We start from the raw sequence: 19,625 nt of genomic DNA, 5'->3' as shown, positions 1-19,625 counted from the left end.
TCATAACCGCAAGCCTTCGAGCATCTGCCGTGCCTCGTCCTCGGACAGGGCGGCCACCCGATCGATCAGCCCGGCCTCCACCAGCCTCGCCAGCCCTTCGACGGTCGGCTCGGCGAAGAAATCGCGTACCGAGATGCGCACCGCGAACCGGGTTTTCAGTCGGGCGATCACCTGGATGGCGGTGAGCGAATTGCCGCCGATGGAAAAGAAGGTATCCCGCCGGCCAACGCCGGGCAGGTTCAGAACCTCGCGCCAGACGGCTGCGATCTCGCATTCCAGCGGCGATGCGGGCGGCGCCGAGCCGCCGCGGGAGGCGAAATGATCCGGACCGGGCGGCGGCAGCGACAGGCGGTCGAGCTTGCCGCTCGCCGTCAGCGGCAGCCGGTCGAGCACGACATAGGCCGCCGGCAGCATGTAGCTGGGCAACAGGAACTCGGCCTGCGCCCCGAGCCCCGCAGGGGTCAGGCCGTCGCCCTGGACATAGGCGATCAACTGATCGGATCCGGACGCGTCCTGCCGGGCGATAACAGCGCAGGCAGCGACCCCGCGCAAGCCGCGCAGCACCTGCTCCACTTCCGCGATCTCGACCCGGCAGCCGCGGATCTTGACCTGCTCGTCGAGCCGGCCGAGATACTCCAGCGCTCCTGTCGATGTGACGCGTCCCAGATCGCCGGTGCGATAAAGCCGCTCCCCCGGTTCGATCGGCCAGGGGTGGGGAACGAATTTCTCGGCGGTCAGGCCCGCGCGCGCCCGATAGCCGCGCGCCAGTCCGCCGACACCCGCGACGCAGATCTCGCCGGGCATGCCCGGTTCCACCGGCTGCAGCGACCGGTCCAGCAGGAAGACCCGGTAGAGCCCGATCTGGCGGCCGATCGGCGCCCACAGCCGGTAGCTGCGCGCGTCGTCCTGCCAGTAGGCCACTTCGGACGTTTCGGTCTGGCCATAGCAGTTGTGCAGCGGGATCGGGACCCGCGCCCGGTAGCGCGCGAGCAGGTCCGCCGACAGGCCCTCGCCGGACACCTGCACCCATTTCAGGTCGGGAGCCTCGTCCCAGCCGCCGGCGCTCAGGACCGCATCCAGCATGGACGGCACGAAATGGGCAAAGACCGTGCCGGGCCGGGCCAGCAGCGCGCGGATGTGATCGACATCGGCTTCGCCGCCCGGATCGGCGGCAAGGACGGTCGCTCCGGACATCAGGGGACCGAAGATCTCCCAGATCGCCACGTCGAACACCAGCGGCGTCTTGTGCAGGACCCGGTCGCCCTCCTGAAGCGGATAGCGGTCCCGAAGCCATGCGATGCGGCCCATGACGCATCGATGGTCGAGCAGGACGCCTTTCGGCTCGCCGGTGGAGCCGGAGGTGTAATAGGCGCAGGCAAGGTGATCAGGACGGGCGGGAACGCTGCCGCGCGCCTCCCCGACCGTGGAACGGAGCAAGTCTTCGCTCCAAAGGCGCAGGCCCGGCAGGGCCAGCCGGCCCCGGTTCGCGGCATCGACGATCAGATGCTCGACGCCCGCGTCGAGGAGGATTTTCCGCGTGCGGGCGAGCGGATAGCCGGGCGACAGCGGCACGAACCCGGCCCCGGCCTTCAGCACGCCGAGAAGGGCGACGATCAGCGCGAGCGAACGGTCGAGGCAGACGCCGACCAGGTCTTCCGGGCCGATACCGGCAGCCGCGAGGGCATTCGCCACACGGTTGGCGCGCGCCTCCAGCTCGCCATAGGTCATCCGCTCCGACAGGGTTTCCGCCGCGATGGCATCGGGCGTGCGGTCGGCCTGCTCTTCGATGTAGCGGTGGATCGGGCGCAGGTCCGGATAGACCGCATGGTCCGCGTTGATGGCGCGAAGGCGCGTGTCCCGCTCCGCACCGGTGCTCAGCGCCAGCGCGTCCAGCGGGCGGGTCGGCGCGTGCGTTGCCGCCCGCAACAGGCCGAGGAAATGCCCCCGCAGGAGATCGGCCTCCGCCGCGTCGAGGACGTCGGTCGCATATTCGAGCTCTCCGCGAACGGTGCCCTCCGTGAGGCGCAGCATGCAGGAGAGGTCGACCTTCGCCGTTCCGGTATGGACGAGCACCTCCTCCAGCCGGGCGCCGGGCGGAGCGAAGCCGAAATCCGCCGGCGTCGACTGCATGACGAACATCGCCTGGAACAGCGGATTGCGGCTCGATCGGCCGGGCAGGTCGAGAAGGTCGACGATCTCGTCGAACGGCAGGTCCTGATGCGCCAGCGCTTCCGACATGCGCCCGGCGACATGCGCCACCAGATCGCCGAACGAGCGCTGCCGGCCGGCATCGACGACGATCGGAAGCGTGTTGGCGAAATAGCCGACCGTGGCCTGGTCGGCGGGCGACATGCGGCAGGCGGCGGGGACACCGATCACGATCCGGTCCTGAAGGGTCCACCGGTGCAAGGTGGCGGCGAAGGCCGACAGCAGGACGACGGGAACCGTGGTTCCGTGGCCGGCCGCGGCGGCCTCCACCTGCGCCGCCAGGGCCTCGTCCATCGACAGGTCCGCGACGCCGCCGGCATCGGAGAGGTCGCGGCGGGTGCTCGCGCCGTGGTTCAGCGCAAGCACCGGGAGATCGCCGGCAAGCTGCCGCCTCCAGTAGTTCCGGTGGCCGTCGAAGGCGGGCGAGGCGCGCAAGGCCTCGAACCGTGCCACATGGTCCGCGAATTGCGGAGCGGCGGGTCCGGCGGTCTCCCCCGTCCACGCCGCCTGCAGGTCGCGCAGCAGCAGGCCGTGCGACCAGGCATCGCACACCGCATGGTGGATGTTGAGCACCCACAGCCACGCCTCCGGCGCGTAGCGGATGCACAGCGATCGCATGAGCGGCGGCGTTCCCAGATCGAAGGGCAGGCGGACCTCCGCCTCGGCCATCGCCATCGCCGCGTCCCAGCCGGCCGCCTCAAGCACCTTGCTCGCAATCTCCAGCGGCGGCGCGATCTCCTGCATCAGGCGGCCGTCCCGCATCGCCAGCGCCGTTCGCAAGGCCTCGTGGCGCGCCGTCAGCGCGGTGAGGGCGCGGTCGAGATCGGCGATCGCGAACGCGCCGCGCACCCGGAAGCCGAGCGGCACGGAATAGGCCGGCGAGCCCTTCGCGTAGTCCGACAGGAACCACAGGCGCCGCTGTCCGTTCGACGCCGGGGCGAGGCCGGTTCGGAGCGCCGCCGCGTCGGGCACCTCGGCGGGTCGGGTGTCCGTCGCCGCCCGCCGCGCGTCGACCGCCGCCGCAAGGCCGCGCGGCGTCGGCCGGGCGAACAGGTCGGAAAGGGAGAGGTCGACCGCAAGGTCGGCGCGCAAGCGCCCGATGAGCTGCACGGCCTTGAGCGAATCGCCGCCACTGAGGAAAAAGTCGTCGTCATCGCTCCCCGGAGGCAGGCCGAGGACGTTTGCCCATTGGCGGGCGATCACCGCATGCGGCGGTTCGTCAGCTTCAGGCCGATCCTGGAGGCTGTCCGGATGCGGCAGGCGCTTGCGGTCGAGCTTGCCGCTGACCGCCCCCCGGGGCAGGGCATCGAGCACGATCAGTTCGGCCGGGATCATGATCTGCGGCAGCCAGTCGCGCAGTTGCGCCCGCACCCTGTCCGGGTCCGGCGCCTCGCCGATCAGATATCCGACCAGCAGCGGATCGGCGGAGGTGGGGTCGTGCAGCGCCGCGGCCGCTTCGCGAACCCCGTCGCACCTGACAAGGCAGCTTTCGATGGCACCCAGCTCCACCCGGTGCCCGAGGATCTTGACCTGCTCGTCCCGGCGGCCGCGGAAATGCAGGACGCCGTCGGCGGATCGCAGCCCATGGTCGCCCGTCCGGTACATGCGGCTGCCCGGCGGTCCCCACGGATCGGGGCGGAAGGCCTCGGCCGTCAGCGCCGGCCGCTTGACATAGCCGCGCGCGGGCGGCACTCCGCCGATCCAGATCTCCCCCACCGTGTCGTCGCCGACGGGGTCCATGCGCTCGTCCAGCAGATGGATCGCCGCGCCGTCGATCGGATGGCCGATCGGCACGATGTCGTCGTCGACCATCGCAGGCGGGCGATAGGTGGCGCAGGTGATCGTCGCTTCGGTCGGACCGTAGTCGATCACCCAGTCGACATCGCGGGTCCAGCCCAGCGCCCGCCACTGGCGCAGCTTTTCGCCGAAGGCCGTCTCCCCGCCAGTGAAGACGAGGCGCAGGTCGCGCGGCTTGTCGCGCGGCCCGCACCCGTTCTCCAGTCCGGCGGTTTCGCTGTCGACCCAGCGATGCCAGAGCGAGGAGGCCATGCTGGCGACGCTGATCCGATAGGCGTCGAGCGCCTCGCGAAGCGCGGGGCCGGGCATCGGCACCTTGCCCGGCAGCACGACGGTCGCACCGGCGATCCAGGCCGGCAGCAGTTCCTCCAGCGCCGCGTCGATCGACAGCGGCGTCATGTGAAGAAACCGGTCGGCCGGCCGCAGGTGAAGATGGCCGCACATGAAACGGGCATGGCTCAGCAGCGAGCGGTGACTGACCGCGACACCTTTCGGCACCCCCGTCGTCCCGGAGGTGTAGATGCAATAGGCGAGGGCGTCGGGCCCGGCCAACGGCTCCGGATCGGCGTCCGGCCAGTCCGCAAGGGTCTCGTCGCCAACCAGCATCAGCGGCACGTCCATGTCCGAGAGCATGTCCGCGAAAGCGGCTCCTCCGGCGGCATCCGCGAGCAGCAGCAGGGCGCCGGTTTCGGCAAGAACGTGACGGGTCCGGCTGGCCGGGTGCCCCGGCTCGATCGGAACGAAGGCGCCGCCTGCTTTCCAGATGCCGAGGACGGCAAGGAGCGTCCAGGCCGACCGGCCGGCGCTGACAGCGACCACCACGTCCGGCCCGGCGCCCATGGACCGCAAACAATGAGCCAGCCGGTTGGCCGCGCGGTTCATCTCGTCGAACGTCAGACTGGCCTCGTCGGTCACGAGCGCGGTCGCGTCCGGCGTGGCTGCCGCCCTCCATTCGAACCAGCCCGCAAACGAGCCCCCCTTCGCACCTGCGGGGCCTGCGAGACGGGGGTCGGAACGAGCCTCATCTTCCAAATCGAGCACGGGGTCCCAATCGAGCACGGACGTCGCTCCAATTCGCGGCTTGCGCGCCACGCGTGTCTCAGAGCCTGCAGGACAATCATGTTAGATCGACACTCTCAAGTTGTGAACCCGAATCCGGAACCGGACGCGGACAACATGACAGGTTGCCGTTTTCCCTTGCGGCACGTTTTGCCAGAAAGGCCTCCTCTTCTCCGCTCCGCAAAAGCACAAACCTGATCCCGGCGACCGGTTTCGCACCGGGATGTCGGTGAAAACCAGCGCTTTTCATATGAAACCCGTCTTACCGAACGCCAAAACCGTCGCCGGCGCCTTCGCGGCGAGGGAACTGATTTTTGCCTGGGACTTTGTCTTGCAAGGTGATAGCGTTTCCTTGCACGCCAGTGTTTCGCAGGAGGGGTTTTCTTGACGTCTGCGAAGGTTGCCGAAGAGTTTTTTGATTTTGTGGGCCTGGGTTTCGGGCCTTCCAACCTTTCCTTTGCCGTCGCGGCCCGCGAACTCGCGCCTCATCTCGACGGAGTTTTTCTGGAGCGCAACCCAGAGTTTTGCTGGCACGCGAACATGATGTTCGACCGCTCCAACGTGCAGATTTCCTTTCTCAAGGATCTCGTCACCTTGAGGAATCCCTCGAGCCCCTTCAGTTTCCTGAACTACGTCCGCGATTGCGGCCGCCTGGAGCGGTTCGTCAATCTGCGCAGCTTTCACCCGACCCGGGAGGAGTATCAGGACTACCTGCGCTGGGCGGCCGAGCGGTGCGGGGCGGATGTGCGCTACGGGACGAGAGTCGTGTCGGTAAGGCCGGGGCCCGGCTCAGCGCCGGACCATTTCGAAATCCGCGCGCAGGCGGCCGGCAGCGGGGCGCCCAGCCGGTTCCTGGCGCGCAACATCGTCATCGCGACCGGCGGCGCGCCGCGGATCCCGGCCGGATGCGAGATCGGCGGGCGGATCCTGCATGCCGGCGAGGTGCTGTCCCGTCTCGGCGACACGGCCCCGGATCCGGAGGCGCCGCTGCGCTTCGTCGTCGTCGGCGACGGACAAAGCAGCGGCGAAGTCGTGCTCGCGCTGCTGCAGACCTATCGCAGAGCGGATGTGCAGGTATGCGTCTCGGGATACTCGCTGCGCCCGGCCGACAGTTCGGTCTTCCTGAACGAGGTCTACGGGTCGTCCGAACTCGACACATTTTACGGGGCCGACGAAGCGCGCCGGCACGCCATCCTGCAGGACGTCCGCAACGCGAATTACGGCGTCGTCGATCCCGACCTGCTGGAGGAGATCTATCGGATCGCCTATGCGTCGGAGATGCGCGGCCGGACCCGGTTGCAGATCCGCCCGTTCACGCGGCTGACGGCCGCGCGCGAGGACGGCGAGCAGGTGCGGCTGACCCTTGTCGACAGGGTGTCCGGTCAGGCCGCCGACATGACCTGCGATGTCCTCGTGCTGGCGACCGGCTTCACACGCCGTCTCGATCCGGAGGTTTTCGGCCCGGTGCTGCGTCTGCTCAAGCAGCGCGAAGACGGCGGCGTCGCGGTGTCGCGGCACTATCGCGCCCTCGCCCGCGAGGCGCTGTCCTGCGGCGTCTATCTGCAGGGATTCAACGAAGCCAGCCACGGGCCCGGCGATACGCTGCTGTCGCTGCTGCCGTTCCGCTCCGCCGAGATCGTCGAGGACATCCTCGCCCACCGGCCGGCGGAGCCGTTGCCGCGTCCGGCGGTGGCCGAGCCGGCCTATCCGCCGCGCCGTCATGTCGACCATGACGAAGACCGGCAATTCGCCCTTATCGAGCGCAATCCCTTCGCGACCCTGATATCGGCACGGGACAGGGACGATGCGCTGGTGACCCAGTTGCCGCTGATCCTCGACCGGCGGCGCGGGACCAGAGGCATTCTCTTCGGCCACATGGACCGCTCCAACCCCCAGGCCGCGCTGCTGGACGGCCGGAAGGTGCTGGCCGTCTTTCACGGCCCGGACTGCTACATCTCGCCTCACGTCTACGGGTCGCATCAACTTCCGACCTGGAACTCGATTTCGGTTCAGGTGCGGGGACGGGTCCGGCCGATCGAAGACAGAGACACGCTGGTCCAGGGCCTGCAGAGCATTTGCGAGCGGGCCGATCCGGGGGATGCAAGCTACCGGCTGGCCGCCGACGACCCGCGGATAGACCAGCTCATCGATTTCATCGTCGGCTTCGAAATCGAGATCGACCACATGATCGGCCGCTTCAAGCTGTCCCAGGACAGGGACGCGGCCGACCGACAGCGCGCGGTGTCCGAAATGCTGCGCCACGCCCGCGCCCGCGACCGCGACCTGATCGAGAAGATCGCCGGTATGGACCTGTCCTCGGCGCCCCGGTCGGCCGGCATGCAGCAACCGATGCCTTCGATGGGCCAATTTCCAGGGAGGGAGCAATGACCGCGACAGACGATGACGCCGAAAGCGACGAGCAGTACTACATCGTGCGCAACCATGAGGAGCAGTATTCCATCTGGGTTGTCGGACGCCCGGTCCCGGCTGGATGGGAAACGGTCGGAGAGCCGGGGACCAAGTCCGACTGCCTCGCGAGGATCGAGACGCTGTGGACGGACATGCGCCCGGCAAGCCTGCGCCGGGCCATGGACGGCGCCTGAGCCCGCCTGCCGACCGCGGTTCACGACAAGGAGAGCCTCGACATGCAATCCGTGAGCGCCGCACAGTTTTGCGGCCGTCCGATTGGCGGGATGTCGCGGCACTTCGAGCCGCTTCTGGAAACGCCGGCGGACGCCGGCACGGACGAGCTGCGCGCCGTCTTCGGCACCCATGGCTATGTGTTTGTGCGCGGGCTGCTGTCCCCGGATCTGGTGCGCCGCGCCAGGGAGGACATCCTGAGCGTTCACGCCATCATGGGCGAGGTCGACGACCGCTATCCGCTGGCGGAGGGCCGGGCCTCGCACCGCTCCAACAGGGCTGACATCAACGTTCGCGCGGCGCGGCGCGCGATCCTGCGCAGCGATGCCCTTCAGCAGGTCGTCCGGTCCGAGCGGATCGGCCAGGTGATCGGCGCCCTGCTGGACGGACCCGTCCGGCCCTGGGACTTCATTTGGCCCCGGGTGATGGGCAAGGGAAGCGGCAGCGGACTGCATCAGGACGCCCCCTTCCTGCGCGGACCGGCCCCGGAGGCGGTCATGTCCGTCTGGACCCCGCTCGGCGACATCGATCCGCACCAGGGCGGGCTGGTTCTGCTCGACGGTTCGCAGGACTGCCAGCTCTACAGGACCGAATACGGCGTTCTCGACGCCGATGCCGACGCGAATTTCGGCTGGTATGCCGACCGTCTCGACGGGATCCGGCAGGACGCTTGCGGACCCTGGCGGACGACGTCGTACCGGATGGGCGACGTCGTCATCTTCGGCCTGTTCATGCTGCATGGGGCGCTGGACAACACCACGGACTTCCTGCGTGTCTCGGTGGATTCCCGCTGGCAGCGATCGGACGCCGTCGTCGATCCGCGCTGGATCGGGCCCGCGGCGGTCGGCCGCCATCCGGACCGGATCTTCCTGCCGGGCGTGTTCGTCGACGACACGTTGAACGAGGGCCTGCGATCCGAATTCCACTGGATCGGCAGCGACGGTCGCCCGGTGGACGCGCCGGATCGGGACAGGTGACGCCACGCGGCGCAGGTGGGATGACATGCAAGAGACGACGACCGACACATCGATGGACAGGCTTGTGCGCCAGATCGCCCAAATCGGCGAGGTCGACCTGGGTGAGGTCGCCCGCGCCGCCCGCGAGCTGGCCGGAACCGATGCGGGCTACCGGAGCCAGTATGTCGGCTTCAACGACGGCCACTGGCACTCGGCGGTGCTGGTCAATCCGTCCGGGCGGCACGACGACCACCTCATCAGCGACGGAACCGGCCGACCCACCGAACTCGCCGCGCATCTGCCGGGCGCCATGCAGATCATCAACGACCTAGCGGCGCGGTTCGGTCTCAACGTCTGTTGGGCCCGGCTCGCCCTGATGGAGTCGGGCGCGCGCGTGTGGGAGCACCGGGACTTCCTGGAACTGCAACAGCAGGACAAGGTCCGGCTGCACGTGCCGCTGATCACCAACGACCGGGCCACGCTGCATTTCGCCGAAGGCGCCGTGCACCTGGCTCCGGGGTTCGTCTGGCATCTGGCGACCGACATTCCCCATGGCGCCAGCAACGACGGCCCGGACCGGGTGCATCTGATCATCGACTGCGACGATGCCGAGGGGTTTCACGCCCGCGTCGGCCGGCGGCGGCTCGACCCCTCGCTGGCGACGCTGTTCCCGGTGCTCGACGACATGTCGCTGGCGGCCATCGAGGCCCGCTTCCGCAAGACCGTGGCGGCGGGGGATGCGGCCGCAGCGGAGCGGGACGTCCTGTCGCTGTTCGGCAGTTGGGATCTGCGGCACCGCACCACGTTCGGGCTGCTGGCGCAGTTTTTCGACGCGCTGGGGCAGCAGGACAAGGCCGAGCACTGGCGGACCGAAGAGAAGGACAAGCTGTACGAACGGGTCTATTGACCGGGCCGGCGGCGGTCCTCAGACGGCCGCGTCGACGAGCTCCGCGAACTTGCGCATATCGACAAGCCGTTCGAGCCTGTCGAACCGCTCGCTCGCCGCATGGTGCCCGACAGCCGCCATATGCGCCCGCCAGGAAAACCGGCCGGGTTCGCCGGTGCCGAGCGCGGCGTTCACCCGCGTCTGCCGCGCTGTCAGATAGCCGGCGTACTGGACGGTGAGATCCGCGGCCCGGCGCGCCGCCGCCCTTGCCTCGGGCGTATCCGTCTTCATCAGCGGAAGGAGCCGGTCGAGCGGGATCCGGCCGGCTCCCTCGCCCGGCGGCGCGAGCCGCAAGCCCGATTGCCGGTTGAGCGATTGCAGGGACTGGTGGGACAGGTTGTCCGATCCCGGATCGGTCAATCCGAGGACATCGTCCAGATACGCATCGAACACCCATTTCGCCATTTGCGCCTGGGTCGTCAGCTCGCAGTAGTGAAGGGCCGCCTGGGGCGCTGCCCCCGCCAGTCGGCTCGCGTCCGGCGGCGCCCCGGCCCCCGTCTTGCGACCGCTGATGGCGCGGTCGACGAAAGCCCGGATCATCGCCGGCGAGCCGGCGCAGACCCTGCCCTCGTTCAGATAGATGCCGCGCTCCTCCGTCGCCTTCAGGACATCGTCCACCCGCGCCGGCTCGAAAGCGACCTCCGGCGGACCGGCGAGCATGACCGCATTGGCGGTCAGGTACAGGCCCTGCGCCACCTTGAACAGCGCGCTCAGCCGGCGCGGCACCGCGTTCCACGCAAAGGCCTTCCTGCGCGCGAGAAACCCCGGCACGGTGGTCAGGAAATTCCCGAGCCGCGACAGCAGCAGATAGTTCATCTCCATCGGAAAGGACTGCATGTAGATCGCGCGCAAGGCGTCGAAATCCTCCAGGCACTCCGCCCAGCACGACGTCACCTGCCGGAGCGCCGAGACGTTCATCGGCGCGCCGAGGCGCGAGCCCGGATAGGGGCACGTTTCGAACCGCAACTCGACGCCGTGCAGGAGGCCGGCGGACGCATTGGCTTCGGCCAGCGGCCGGCCGTCCTCGTCGATCAGATATTCGCAAAAGCCCGGCAGCGCGGTCTCCAGAAAGGGGTAGCGGAAGATCTCGCCTGCAAGCTTGCCATCGCTGTCCATCGAATCGCTCCACTGCGCGCGGGCGGAAGGGTCTGAAGCCACCTGCGCCGGCGTCAGTCCGTCCCAGTGGACTCGCCGCCCGTCATCGTCAGGATCAGGGGCGGTTCCGGCTCGCCGTCCATGAACTCCGTTTCCGCGAGCCGGCCTTTCAGTTTCAGGCCGCGGATATGGATCTTGCCGCTGTCGGGAAAGACGCAGACCTCGTTGGCGCTGTTGCGTCCGATGCCGATATAGACGAGGTCTTCCTTGCCCGTGTTCGCGATCTGGTGGGCGGTGCGGGTGCCGGCCGGGCAGGAAATCATGTCGCCGGGACGGATCGGATAGCAGTCGTCGCCATAGCGCAGCAGGCCGGTCCCCGCGACGACGAAGAACAGTTCGTCGTCCAGCATGTGATAGTGGTGCGGACAGCCCACCCGCCCCGGCGGCATCCGGCTGAGATTGGCGCAGAGCTCGCCGCCATTGTCTTCCATATAGGGCGTCAGGACCTTGTAGGTGCCGCCCCAGTGGTCGCCGCTGGCGGACTCGCACTCCTCGGCCTCGTCGATATTCAGGACAGGACCCCGGCGCGGTGCGGGTGGGTTCGACATCGGGGTTCTCCATTCTGCGCGGTCGGCCCCGGCGCCAGCACGAGGCGCCGTGCCGCAGCGCGCCGCGCGACACGTCAAGGTTTAGCAAATCGGATTATGCACCATAATCCTGTACTTTTCGGTTTTTTCGGTGATACACTTCTCTTGCGAACCTGAAGTTCGTCACAGGTCGCAGCACGCTCTCAACGAACTTCAGATTCGAGAGGGGGACTAGCAAGTTTTTGTTTCTAGTGTGGTTTTCGAAATTGAACGACGCTTCTACGGTTTCTGCCGAGAACAGGGCGTATTTCAAATTCCCCACACTAGGCCGGCCGACATTAGGCCAAAAAGAGCCCGCAAGCCATTTCTCTCAACGCGCCGATTTGATTGAGTGATCTGATGACGCAGCGTTCAAGCCTCGAAGGCATCGTCGCCGTTGTGTTTGACAAGGATGGCGTTCTTGCGGATTCAGAACCCATCAATCTGAAGTCTTTGCGACAAGTGTTCGCCAGTCATGGATACCGGTTCGGCTCCGAGATCGATCGGCAGGTCGTCGGCCGGCACCCGAAAGACTATTTTCCGGCCATCGCCCGGCAGTTCGGACTGAGCACGGCCCGTCAGGAGACCATGTATGCCGAAAAGGAGGCCCTCTACGCCCGCATGTGGGAAGAGGACGGCAGCCTGTTCGACGGTGTCCATGAGGTGCTGGCAGATGTACGGAGCCGTGTCTCGCGTCTGGGCATCGCGACCAGCGCAACCCGCGCCGAGTTGGACGCCTTCCTGGCGCGGTTCGAACTGGCGGGGTTTTTCGACCTGACGCTGAGTCGGGATGACGTCGCGCGGCCAAAGCCTGCCCCGGACATCTATCTCAGCGCCGCGCGCGCGTTCGGCACCGATCCGCGCAACATCCTGGTGGTGGAGGATTCGGAACCCGGCGTCACGTCGGCCCATGCCGCCGGCACGTTCTGCATCGCGGTCGGCGGCGCCCATCTTGCGCCGGGCACCCGGGTGCTGGCCGACAGGACGATCGCGACCCTGCGCGACCTTCCGGCGCTTCTCGGCGACCTCGGGCGGGGATGATGGTCCCCCGCTCGCCCCCCTTGCGGATGCCGGGCGCGCGCCTCGGGTTGGTGCCGTTTACCGTGCCGGGCTGGCCGAGCAATGCGGGCTATCGCGAGGCCCTCGAACGAATTGCCGACCGGCAGCCGGCCTCCTTCGAATTCGCCCTTCCCTCCGACAGGTGGTCCTTTCGCACAAACGAGGCGATCGCACGGGCTCTCGCCGGCTCCGATGCCGATCTCGGCGCCGTCCTGCAGGTGGCCGCCCGATACCGGCCGAACGTTGCCGTCGTCTACGAGGGCAGCGCCGGGACCCAGGGGCGCGCGGCGCTGCTGGCGCGGCTGGCGGGGGCGGTCGATCACATCATGCTGGAATGGGAGCCCGAGACGCAGACCTGCTGGGCGGACGAGGCCGCGCGCCACGGGATCGGCCTGGTGACCATCGCCGAGGCCGACGGCCTGTCCGCGGCAAAGGCGGGCGACATCGGCCGGACGGCGCCGCCCGGCGCCATCGTCTACCTGAAATGCGCCGACACGACCGCGGGAACCGCCGTCGGCACCGGCGTGGTGCGCGCGGCGAGCGAACGGCTCAAGGCCTGCCGGGAGGATCTCTTCGTCATGGCCGGGTTCGGGATCCGCGAGCCGGACCAGGTTCGCGCGCTGGCCGCCATCGACACGCTGGATGCCGTCGCCGTCGGCACGGCCCTGCTGGACCGCTTCACGCAAGGCGTCGATGCGGTCGCAGCCTTTTACGGCGCCTTGAGCGATGCCGCGGAGGGGACCGCATGACACAGGATGTCGGACACGCCGACAGGGCCGCCTATCCGCACCAGGCGCTCCACCGGCTGTTCGAGCAGCAGGCCGTCGCGACGCCCGATGCCCCTGCGCTGCTGCATGACGACGGGCAGACGAGCTTTCGCGACCTCGACCGGCGTGCCAACCGGCTGGCCAACCATCTTGCCGCACGCGGGGTTGGGCGGGGCTCACGGGTCGGGATCTGCCTTGCCCGCTCGCCGGACTCGATCATCGCCGCCCTCGCCGTGATGAAGGCGGGCGCTGCCTATGTGCCGCTCGACCCGACCTACCCGCCCGCGCGCCTTGCCTTCATCGCGAGCGACACTGCCATCGAGTGCGCGGTGACGGCGACCCGCTTCGCCCACCTCCTGCCCGACGGCGTCGATCGCGTTTGCCTCGACCGCGACGCCGGCGCGATCGCGGAATGCAGCGGCACGCCCCCTGCCGTCGACAATTCGCCCGACGATGGATGTTTCGTCGTCTACACGTCCGGCTCCACCGGCAAACCGAAGGGTGTCGCCTCGCCGCACCGGTCGACGGTGGTCATGCTGTCGTGGCTCTGGGCGAGCTATCCGTTCGGACCGGACGAGCGGTTCTGTCACCGCACCACGCTCAATTTCATCGTCTCGGTCTGGGAGGTGTTCGGCGCCCTTCTGCGCGGCGTGCCGGTCGCGCTCGCGCCCGAGGACGCCAGCCGCGATCCCCATGCGCTGATCGCGTTCCTTGCGCGGCAACGGGTGACGCGGCTGCTGCTCGTGCCGACCCTGCTGCGGGCGTTGCTCGATGCCGCGCCCGGCGCCGGCGGGCTTCCCGCCGCGCTGACGATGATCATCACCGTCGGCGAGCCGTTGCACACCAGCCTGGCGCAGCGCCTGCTCGACCGCTATCCGGGCATCAGCCTGCTGAACCTGTATGGCTGCTCGGAGACCCATTCCGCGCTGTGCCACGAAGCCCGGCTGCCGCTGCCCGACCTGCCGATCGTTCCGGTCGGAACGCCGCTGTCCAACCGCAGGGTCTACCTGCTCGACGCGGTGGGCGAGCCTGTCGCCGACGGCGAGACGGGCGAGATCGCGATCGCCGGCGACGGCGTCTCGACGGGGTATATCGAGCGCCCGGACCAGACCGCGAGGCAGTTTCGCGCCATGCCCCGGCTCGGCGAGGCCCTGGTCTACCGGACCGGCGACCTTGCCAGGCGCCTTGCCGACGGCTCGATCCACTTGCTCGGCCGGATCGACAATCAGGTGCAGATCCGGGGCCACCGGATCGAACCGGAAGAGGTCGAGGCGGTGCTGCTGACCCATCCGGGCGTCCGGACCTGCGCCGTCGCCCCGCGCGACATCGGCGGCGAAACGGTGCTGTCCGCCTATGTCGTCGCGAAGGGCAGCGAGGCGAGCGCGGCGGAGTTGCGGCAGCATGTCGGCACGCTGCTGCCGGCCGAGTTCATCCCCTCGACGATCAGCTTCCTCGACACGCTGCCGACGACCGCCAACGGCAAGCTGGACCGGCGCGCGCTGCCCGATCCGGTGACCGCCCGGTCGCTTGCGACGCCCTGCGTCGCGCCCGCCACGCCGACCGAGGACGCCATTCGCGCGATCTGGGAGCAGATCCTTCTCGTCAGCCCGATCGGCGTGACGGACAATTTCTTCGATCTCGGCGGCTATTCGAACCGGGCGGCGAACTGCCTCATCAAGATCCGCGATGCCTTGGGCGTCGAGTTGCCGCTGGAGCGGTTCTTCCGGTTGCAGACCATCCGCAAGATCGCGGAAGAGGTCGACGTGCTGCGCGCGATCTCGGACATGCCCGGTGACCGCGAGCAGGATACCGAACAGGGGGTCATCTGATGATCGGAGACCTTGTCAGGGACCTCAGACAGCGGAAGATCCGGATCTGGGCCGATGGCGGACGGCTCCGGTACGAAGCTCCCCGCAACGCCTTGACGCCGGAGCTGACGGAACGGCTGCGGGCCAACAAGGCCGAACTGATCGAGTGGTGCAACCGGGCGCGCTCCACCCGGCTCGAGCCGATACTGGCGGTCGACCGGAGCGCGCCGCTGCGTCTGTCGCGCGGCCAGATGCGGATGTGGTTCCTGTGGCTGCTCGATCCCGACAGCGCGGCCTATTGCGCCCCGGTGGGCTTCACGATCTCCGGTCCCTTCGACACCGCCGTCTTCGCCGCGGCGCTCGAGCGGGTGCGCGGCCGGCACGAGAGCTTGCGCACGCGGTTCGGCGAGCGCGACGGCCGGCCCGTCCAGATCATCGACGACGGCCCGCTGTCGCTGGACATTACCGACCTCTCCGACCGGCCGCCGGCGGTCGCAGGCGAGATCTCCAGGGAGCGGCGGGACGCGCTCATGCTGCGGCCCATGGACCTGCGCGCAAGGCCGCCGTTCGAGGTGCATGTGTTCAAGGTCGGCACCGAGCGGCACGACGTGCTCATCCGGCTGCACCACATCGTCTATGACGGCTGGTCCAATCACCTGTTTCTGACCGAGCTGTGGACGGCCTACAGCGCCCTTTCGCAGGGGACGGAGCCGGATCTTCCGCAGCTTGCCATCCAATATGCCGATTTCGCGGCCTGGCAGCACGAGCGGCTGACCGGCAGCCGGCGCGACGAATTGCTCGGATACTGGACCCGGCACCTGCGCGGCGCGGCAGCCACGATCCGCCTGCCGGTGCGGCGGGACGGCGCCGCCGACGGCCTGGCCGAGGTGGAGGCCGTCCCGATCGCGGTCGCCCAGGACACGCTGAGCCGGCTCGAGGCGCTGTGCCGCGAGACCGGCGCGACCATGTTCATGCTGTTGGCCGCTGCGCTGCGGGTCGTCCTGGCCCGCTATGGCGGCGACGGGGATTTCATTATCGGCACGCCGGCGATGCGGCGGGTTCATCCGGATGTCGAGAACCTGATCGGCTATTTTGGCAACACGCTCTTGCTGCGCACGCCGATTGCCTTGTCGCACAGCTACCGCGAGGTGCTCGCCCTCGAACGGGAGACCGCGCTTGCCGCCTATCAGCATCAGGAACTGCCGTTCGACATGCTGGTCGAAGCGCTGGCTCCCGACCGGTCCGACGCCGGCGCGCCGCTGTTCCAGGTCATGTTCCTGTTCGGCGAGAAGGCGCCCGCCTCCGTCTCGGTCGGGCCGCTCGAGATCGCCTATCTCGAAGACGCTCCGACCGGCGCGAAATCCGACCTCGGAGTGTGGATCAAGCATGCGCCGACCGGCGGCCTGAGCGGGCATTTCGACTTTGCGCCCAGACGCTACGAGCGGCGCATCATCGAGGGGTTGGCCCGCCGTTTTCACCTGGTCCTGGAGGCCATGGCCAGCCGTCCGGACGAGGCAATCGGCGCGACCCAGGTGCTCTCCCGGCAGGAACTGGACCAGCTCCTGCGGGACTGGAACCCGCTTTTCCAGGCTGCCGACGACAGCCTGATTCCGGAGATGGTCCGGCGCGCAGCGGCGCGCGCGCCCACAGCGACCGCGATCCTGCACGGCTCGGCCGCCGTGACCTATGGCGAGCTCGACCTGCGCGCCAGGGCGCTGGCGGAGCGGCTGCTGGCGCTGGGGGTCTCTCCGGGAGACACGGTGCTGGTATGCCTGCCGCGCGAACCGACACTGGTGGCCGCCCTGCTTGCGGTCATGGCCGTCGGCGCGGCCTATGTGCCGGTCGATCCGGCCTATCCGCAGGACCGCAGGCACATCGTGCTGGAAGACAGCGGCGCCCGGGTCATGATCTGCCTGCCGGATCGGCTTCCCGGCGACGTCCCGTCCGATGTCGCGCTGCTCGATCCCTCGGCCCTGCGCAGCGGGGCGCCGGCAGAGTGGTCGGAGCTGTCCGCCGACACGGGGCCGAACGATGTCGCCTGGGTCCTCTATACGTCGGGGTCCACCGGCAGGCCGAAAGGCGTCGAGATTCGCCATGGCGGAGCGGCCGCGCTGGTCCATTGGGCGCGTCAAGCCTATTCGGAGCGCGAACTGGCCGGCGTTCTCGCCGGAACCTCGGTGTGTTTCGATCTGTCCGTCTTCGAGCTCTTCGTTCCCCTGTGCGGCGGCCACACGGTCATTCTCGCCAACAGTCCTCTCGACCTGTTCGACCTGCCCGGCCGCGACCGAGTGACGCTGATCAACACCGTGCCCTCGGTCATGCGCACGCTGCTGGCGGTCCAGGGGGCGAGGTTTCCCGCCGGCCTGCAGACCGTCAATCTCGCCGGTGAACCGCTGAGCACCGAGCTGGTGAACGCGGTCCAGGCCCGGACCGGCGCGGCCAGGGTCTATGATCTGTACGGGCCGACCGAGGCGACCACCTATGCAACGCGCAAATTGCGGACAGGAACCGGCCCCCCGTCGATCGGCACGCCGATTGCCGGAACCCGCGCCTATGTGCTGGACCCGTCCGGCATGCCCCTGCCGCCGGGGGCGACGGGCGAACTCTTCCTTGCCGGCGAGACCCTGGCACGCGGCTATCTCGGCCGGCCGGACCTTACCGCGGAGCGGTTCGCCGCCCCGGCCGCGGACTGCATTCCGGAGGCGCGCCTGTACCGGACCGGCGATCTCGTCCATTACACAGGCGAGGGCGAACTGGTCTATGTCGGCCGGTGCGACGACCAGCTCAAGATCCGGGGCTATCGCATCGAACCCGGCGAGGTGCGGATGGCGTTGCTCGCCGTCGACGGTGTCGAAGACGCCATCGTGACCGGTTCCCGCGACGACGGCGGCAACCTTTTCCTGGTCGCCTATGTGATCGGAGCGCTAGAGGCCGTGACCGCGCGACGGCTTCGCAGCGAGCTTGCCGGGGTGCTGCCCGATTTCATGGTTCCGAGCTTTTTCACGCGGGTGGATCGGTTTCCGCTGACGCCCAACGGCAAGGTCGACCTGGCGCGCCTGTCGCCGGACACGCGCCGTCCTGAACCGATTGCCGCCGCACCGCAAACCGCGACCGAACAGGCGATCGCCGAGATCATGACAGAGCTGCTGGGCCGCGAGGTCGGCCGGCACGACCACTTCTTCGAGAGTGGCGGCACGTCGATGTCGGCCATGTTGCTGATCGGCCGTATCAATGCCCGCTTCGAAACGCAATTGCCCCTGCGCGCGCTGTTCGAGCAGCCGAGCGTGGAGGCCCTGGCACGGCTGGTGGAGCATGCACCGCGCCGCAACTCGCTGCGTCCCGACGGGTCCTTCGAGGCCGCGAACGTGCCGATGACCTTGCTGCAACGTCATCTCTGGCTCGTTCACCGGGCCGCCGTCAATCCTGCCTTCCTGAACCTCTGGCAGACGATGCCGCTGTCGGGACCGCTGGACCGCGAGGCGTTCCGGAAGGCGCTGGCAACGGTCGTCGAACGGCATCCGATATTGAGCGCCCGGTTTCCCGTCGTCGAGACCTACGTGCGCCAGTCCTACCAAGGCACGGTTCCGACGCCGAGCGAACTCGACCTGTGCGGGATTGCCGATGAGGAGACCCGCCGCAAGCGGTTCGACGATTTCTGCTACCGGCTCGGGGCGCCGTTCGACCTCGAGGCGGGGCCGTGCCTGCGTATGGGGATCGTCGAGCTGTCGCCGGACCGTCAGCTCGTTCTGATCATCGTTCATCACATCATCGTCGATGAATGGTCGCTGGCCCGCCTTGCCGGCGAGATCCGCGATCATTATCTCGCCGGCCGCGAGGGCCGCCCGGCGCCGCCGGCGAAATCCTCGGTGAGGTTCGCCGACCATGCGCTCTGGGAGAGCCGGAGCCGCGCCGAAGGCCGCTTCGAGGACGAAATGGCCGCCTGGGCCGCCTATCTCAAGCGGCCGCTCGCGCGCCTTCCCCTGGACTGGACGCAAGAGGCCGATCCGGCCCTGGGCGGAACCTACCGGTTCGCGGTGCCGGCCGAGCTCTGGCAAGACCTCAAGGATCTCGCCGCCCGCGAGCGCTGCTCGCTGTTCGTTCTGACGCTCGCCATGCTGATGCTGCTCCTGCGCAGGCGCACCGGCGAGGCGGATATCCGCGTGTGCACAAACATCTCGCGCCGGCATCAGCATGACTTCGAGGGCACGATCGGGCCGCTCACCGATTCCCTGATCGTTCGCGGTATGCTGGAGGGTTCCGAGGCGCCCGAGGCCCTGCGTCTGGTGCGTGACAGCCTGCTCGACGTCTATACGATCCTGGCCATCCCGTTCGAGGAGATGGCGACCCGGCTGGCTCGGCAGCACGGGATCGCCCGCAGCGAGTTGGCGCAGGTGTTCTTCCTGCTGCATGAGGAGGACACGCCGGTCTCCTCGATGGCCTCCTCGCCGTCCGCGGACGACACGCCCGCGCTGCGCATGAGCCCCGATTTCTTTTCCAGTGCCGACCACGCCTATGACCTGGTGCTGTATCTGTCCCGGCTCGACGACAGGGTCGAAGGACATTTGACGCTGAAGGGCGGCGGGCTGGCGGTGCACGAGGCGATCGCGGCCGACTATCTCGATCTGCTGCGCGAACTGGTTCGGACCAAGGGACCGGGATGATGT

The 19,625-nt window shown here is 68.4% G+C and carries 11 protein-coding genes; 8 read left to right on the top strand and 3 right to left on the bottom strand.

From position 1 onward, the window contains the following. Positions 1–5,046, bottom strand: a complete 5,046-nt coding sequence (locus TSB10P1A_RS10120) for a non-ribosomal peptide synthetase (protein WP_256376667.1) — start codon at positions 5,044–5,046, stop codon at positions 1–3. A gap of 441 nt (positions 5,047–5,487) precedes the next feature. Between TSB10P1A_RS10120 and TSB10P1A_RS10115 the strand changes: the two genes are divergently transcribed. Genes TSB10P1A_RS10115 through TSB10P1A_RS10100 form a run of 4 tightly spaced genes read left to right on the top strand, consistent with a single transcriptional unit; the run spans position 5,488 to position 9,567 of the window. Further along, positions 5,488–7,452, top strand: a complete 1,965-nt coding sequence (locus tag TSB10P1A_RS10115; RefSeq protein WP_244293072.1) for a SidA/IucD/PvdA family monooxygenase — start codon at positions 5,488–5,490, stop codon at positions 7,450–7,452. Beyond that, a complete protein-coding gene (locus tag TSB10P1A_RS10110) occupies positions 7,449–7,667 on the top strand; it encodes an MbtH family NRPS accessory protein (RefSeq protein ID WP_186387783.1) in 219 nt (72 codons plus the stop codon). Before TSB10P1A_RS10115 ends, TSB10P1A_RS10110 begins: the two co-directional genes overlap by 4 nt. A 42-nt stretch (positions 7,668–7,709) precedes the next feature. After that, entirely contained in the window at positions 7,710–8,681 is a 972-nt protein-coding gene (locus tag TSB10P1A_RS10105) for a phytanoyl-CoA dioxygenase family protein (protein WP_186387782.1), read from the top strand. A 25-nt stretch (positions 8,682–8,706) separates the two neighbouring features. After that, positions 8,707–9,567: an aspartyl/asparaginyl beta-hydroxylase domain-containing protein gene (locus tag TSB10P1A_RS10100; protein WP_186387781.1), complete on the top strand. Its 861-nt coding sequence runs from the start codon at positions 8,707–8,709 to the stop codon at positions 9,565–9,567. 18 nt (positions 9,568–9,585) lie between these two features. On the opposite strand, the gene TSB10P1A_RS10095 is transcribed toward TSB10P1A_RS10100, so the two are convergent. After that, positions 9,586–10,722 (bottom strand): hypothetical protein, encoded by a 1,137-nt coding sequence (locus TSB10P1A_RS10095; protein WP_186387780.1) that lies wholly within the window; start codon positions 10,720–10,722, stop codon positions 9,586–9,588. 53 nt (positions 10,723–10,775) lie between these two features. Next, the gene (locus TSB10P1A_RS10090) at positions 10,776–11,309 is read right to left on the bottom strand and encodes a cupin domain-containing protein (protein WP_186387779.1); all 534 of its coding nucleotides are present in this window, start codon (positions 11,307–11,309) and stop codon (positions 10,776–10,778) included. Between the two features lie 378 nt (positions 11,310–11,687). Between TSB10P1A_RS10090 and TSB10P1A_RS10085 the strand changes: the two genes are divergently transcribed. From TSB10P1A_RS10085 to TSB10P1A_RS10070, 4 genes are read left to right on the top strand one after another with little or no spacing between them, the layout of a single operon-like run. Continuing rightward, entirely contained in the window at positions 11,688–12,368 is a 681-nt protein-coding gene (locus tag TSB10P1A_RS10085) for an HAD family phosphatase (protein ID WP_186387778.1), read from the top strand. Further along, complete coding sequence (locus TSB10P1A_RS10080) at positions 12,368–13,135, top strand: tryptophan synthase subunit alpha (RefSeq protein WP_186387777.1); 768 nt, start codon at positions 12,368–12,370, stop codon at positions 13,133–13,135. Before TSB10P1A_RS10085 ends, TSB10P1A_RS10080 begins: the two co-directional genes overlap by 1 nt. Continuing rightward, entirely contained in the window at positions 13,132–14,982 is a 1,851-nt protein-coding gene (locus TSB10P1A_RS10075) for a non-ribosomal peptide synthetase (protein WP_186387776.1), read from the top strand. The genes TSB10P1A_RS10080 and TSB10P1A_RS10075 overlap by 4 nt, the downstream gene beginning before the upstream one ends. Further along, the gene (locus TSB10P1A_RS10070; protein WP_186387775.1) at positions 14,982–19,622 is read left to right on the top strand and encodes a non-ribosomal peptide synthetase; all 4,641 of its coding nucleotides are present in this window, start codon (positions 14,982–14,984) and stop codon (positions 19,620–19,622) included. The genes TSB10P1A_RS10075 and TSB10P1A_RS10070 overlap by 1 nt, the downstream gene beginning before the upstream one ends. Positions 19,623–19,625: the final 3 nt, after the last annotated feature.

Source organism: Stappia sp. TSB10P1A, from assembly GCF_900185725.1.
Taxonomy (GTDB): Bacteria; Pseudomonadota; Alphaproteobacteria; order Rhizobiales; family Stappiaceae; genus Stappia.
This window is presented reverse-complemented; position numbering and strand designations above follow the sequence as displayed.

Excerpts from the sequence above, each read along its gene's own strand:
- TSB10P1A_RS10105 (WP_186387782.1), top strand. The coding sequence starts at position 7,710 with ATGCAATCCGTGAGCGCCGCACAGTTTTGCGGCCGTCCGATTGGCGGG.
- TSB10P1A_RS10095 (WP_186387780.1), bottom strand. The coding sequence starts at position 10,722 with ATGGACAGCGATGGCAAGCTTGCAGGCGAGATCTTCCGCTACCCCTTT.
- TSB10P1A_RS10070 (WP_186387775.1), top strand. The coding sequence starts at position 14,982 with ATGATCGGAGACCTTGTCAGGGACCTCAGACAGCGGAAGATCCGGATC.
- TSB10P1A_RS10110 (WP_186387783.1), top strand. The coding sequence starts at position 7,449 with ATGACCGCGACAGACGATGACGCCGAAAGCGACGAGCAGTACTACATC.
- TSB10P1A_RS10100 (WP_186387781.1), top strand. The coding sequence starts at position 8,707 with ATGCAAGAGACGACGACCGACACATCGATGGACAGGCTTGTGCGCCAG.
- TSB10P1A_RS10080 (WP_186387777.1), top strand. The coding sequence starts at position 12,368 with ATGGTCCCCCGCTCGCCCCCCTTGCGGATGCCGGGCGCGCGCCTCGGG.
- TSB10P1A_RS10085 (WP_186387778.1), top strand. The coding sequence starts at position 11,688 with ATGACGCAGCGTTCAAGCCTCGAAGGCATCGTCGCCGTTGTGTTTGAC.
- TSB10P1A_RS10075 (WP_186387776.1), top strand. The coding sequence starts at position 13,132 with ATGACACAGGATGTCGGACACGCCGACAGGGCCGCCTATCCGCACCAG.
- TSB10P1A_RS10090 (WP_186387779.1), bottom strand. The coding sequence starts at position 11,309 with ATGTCGAACCCACCCGCACCGCGCCGGGGTCCTGTCCTGAATATCGAC.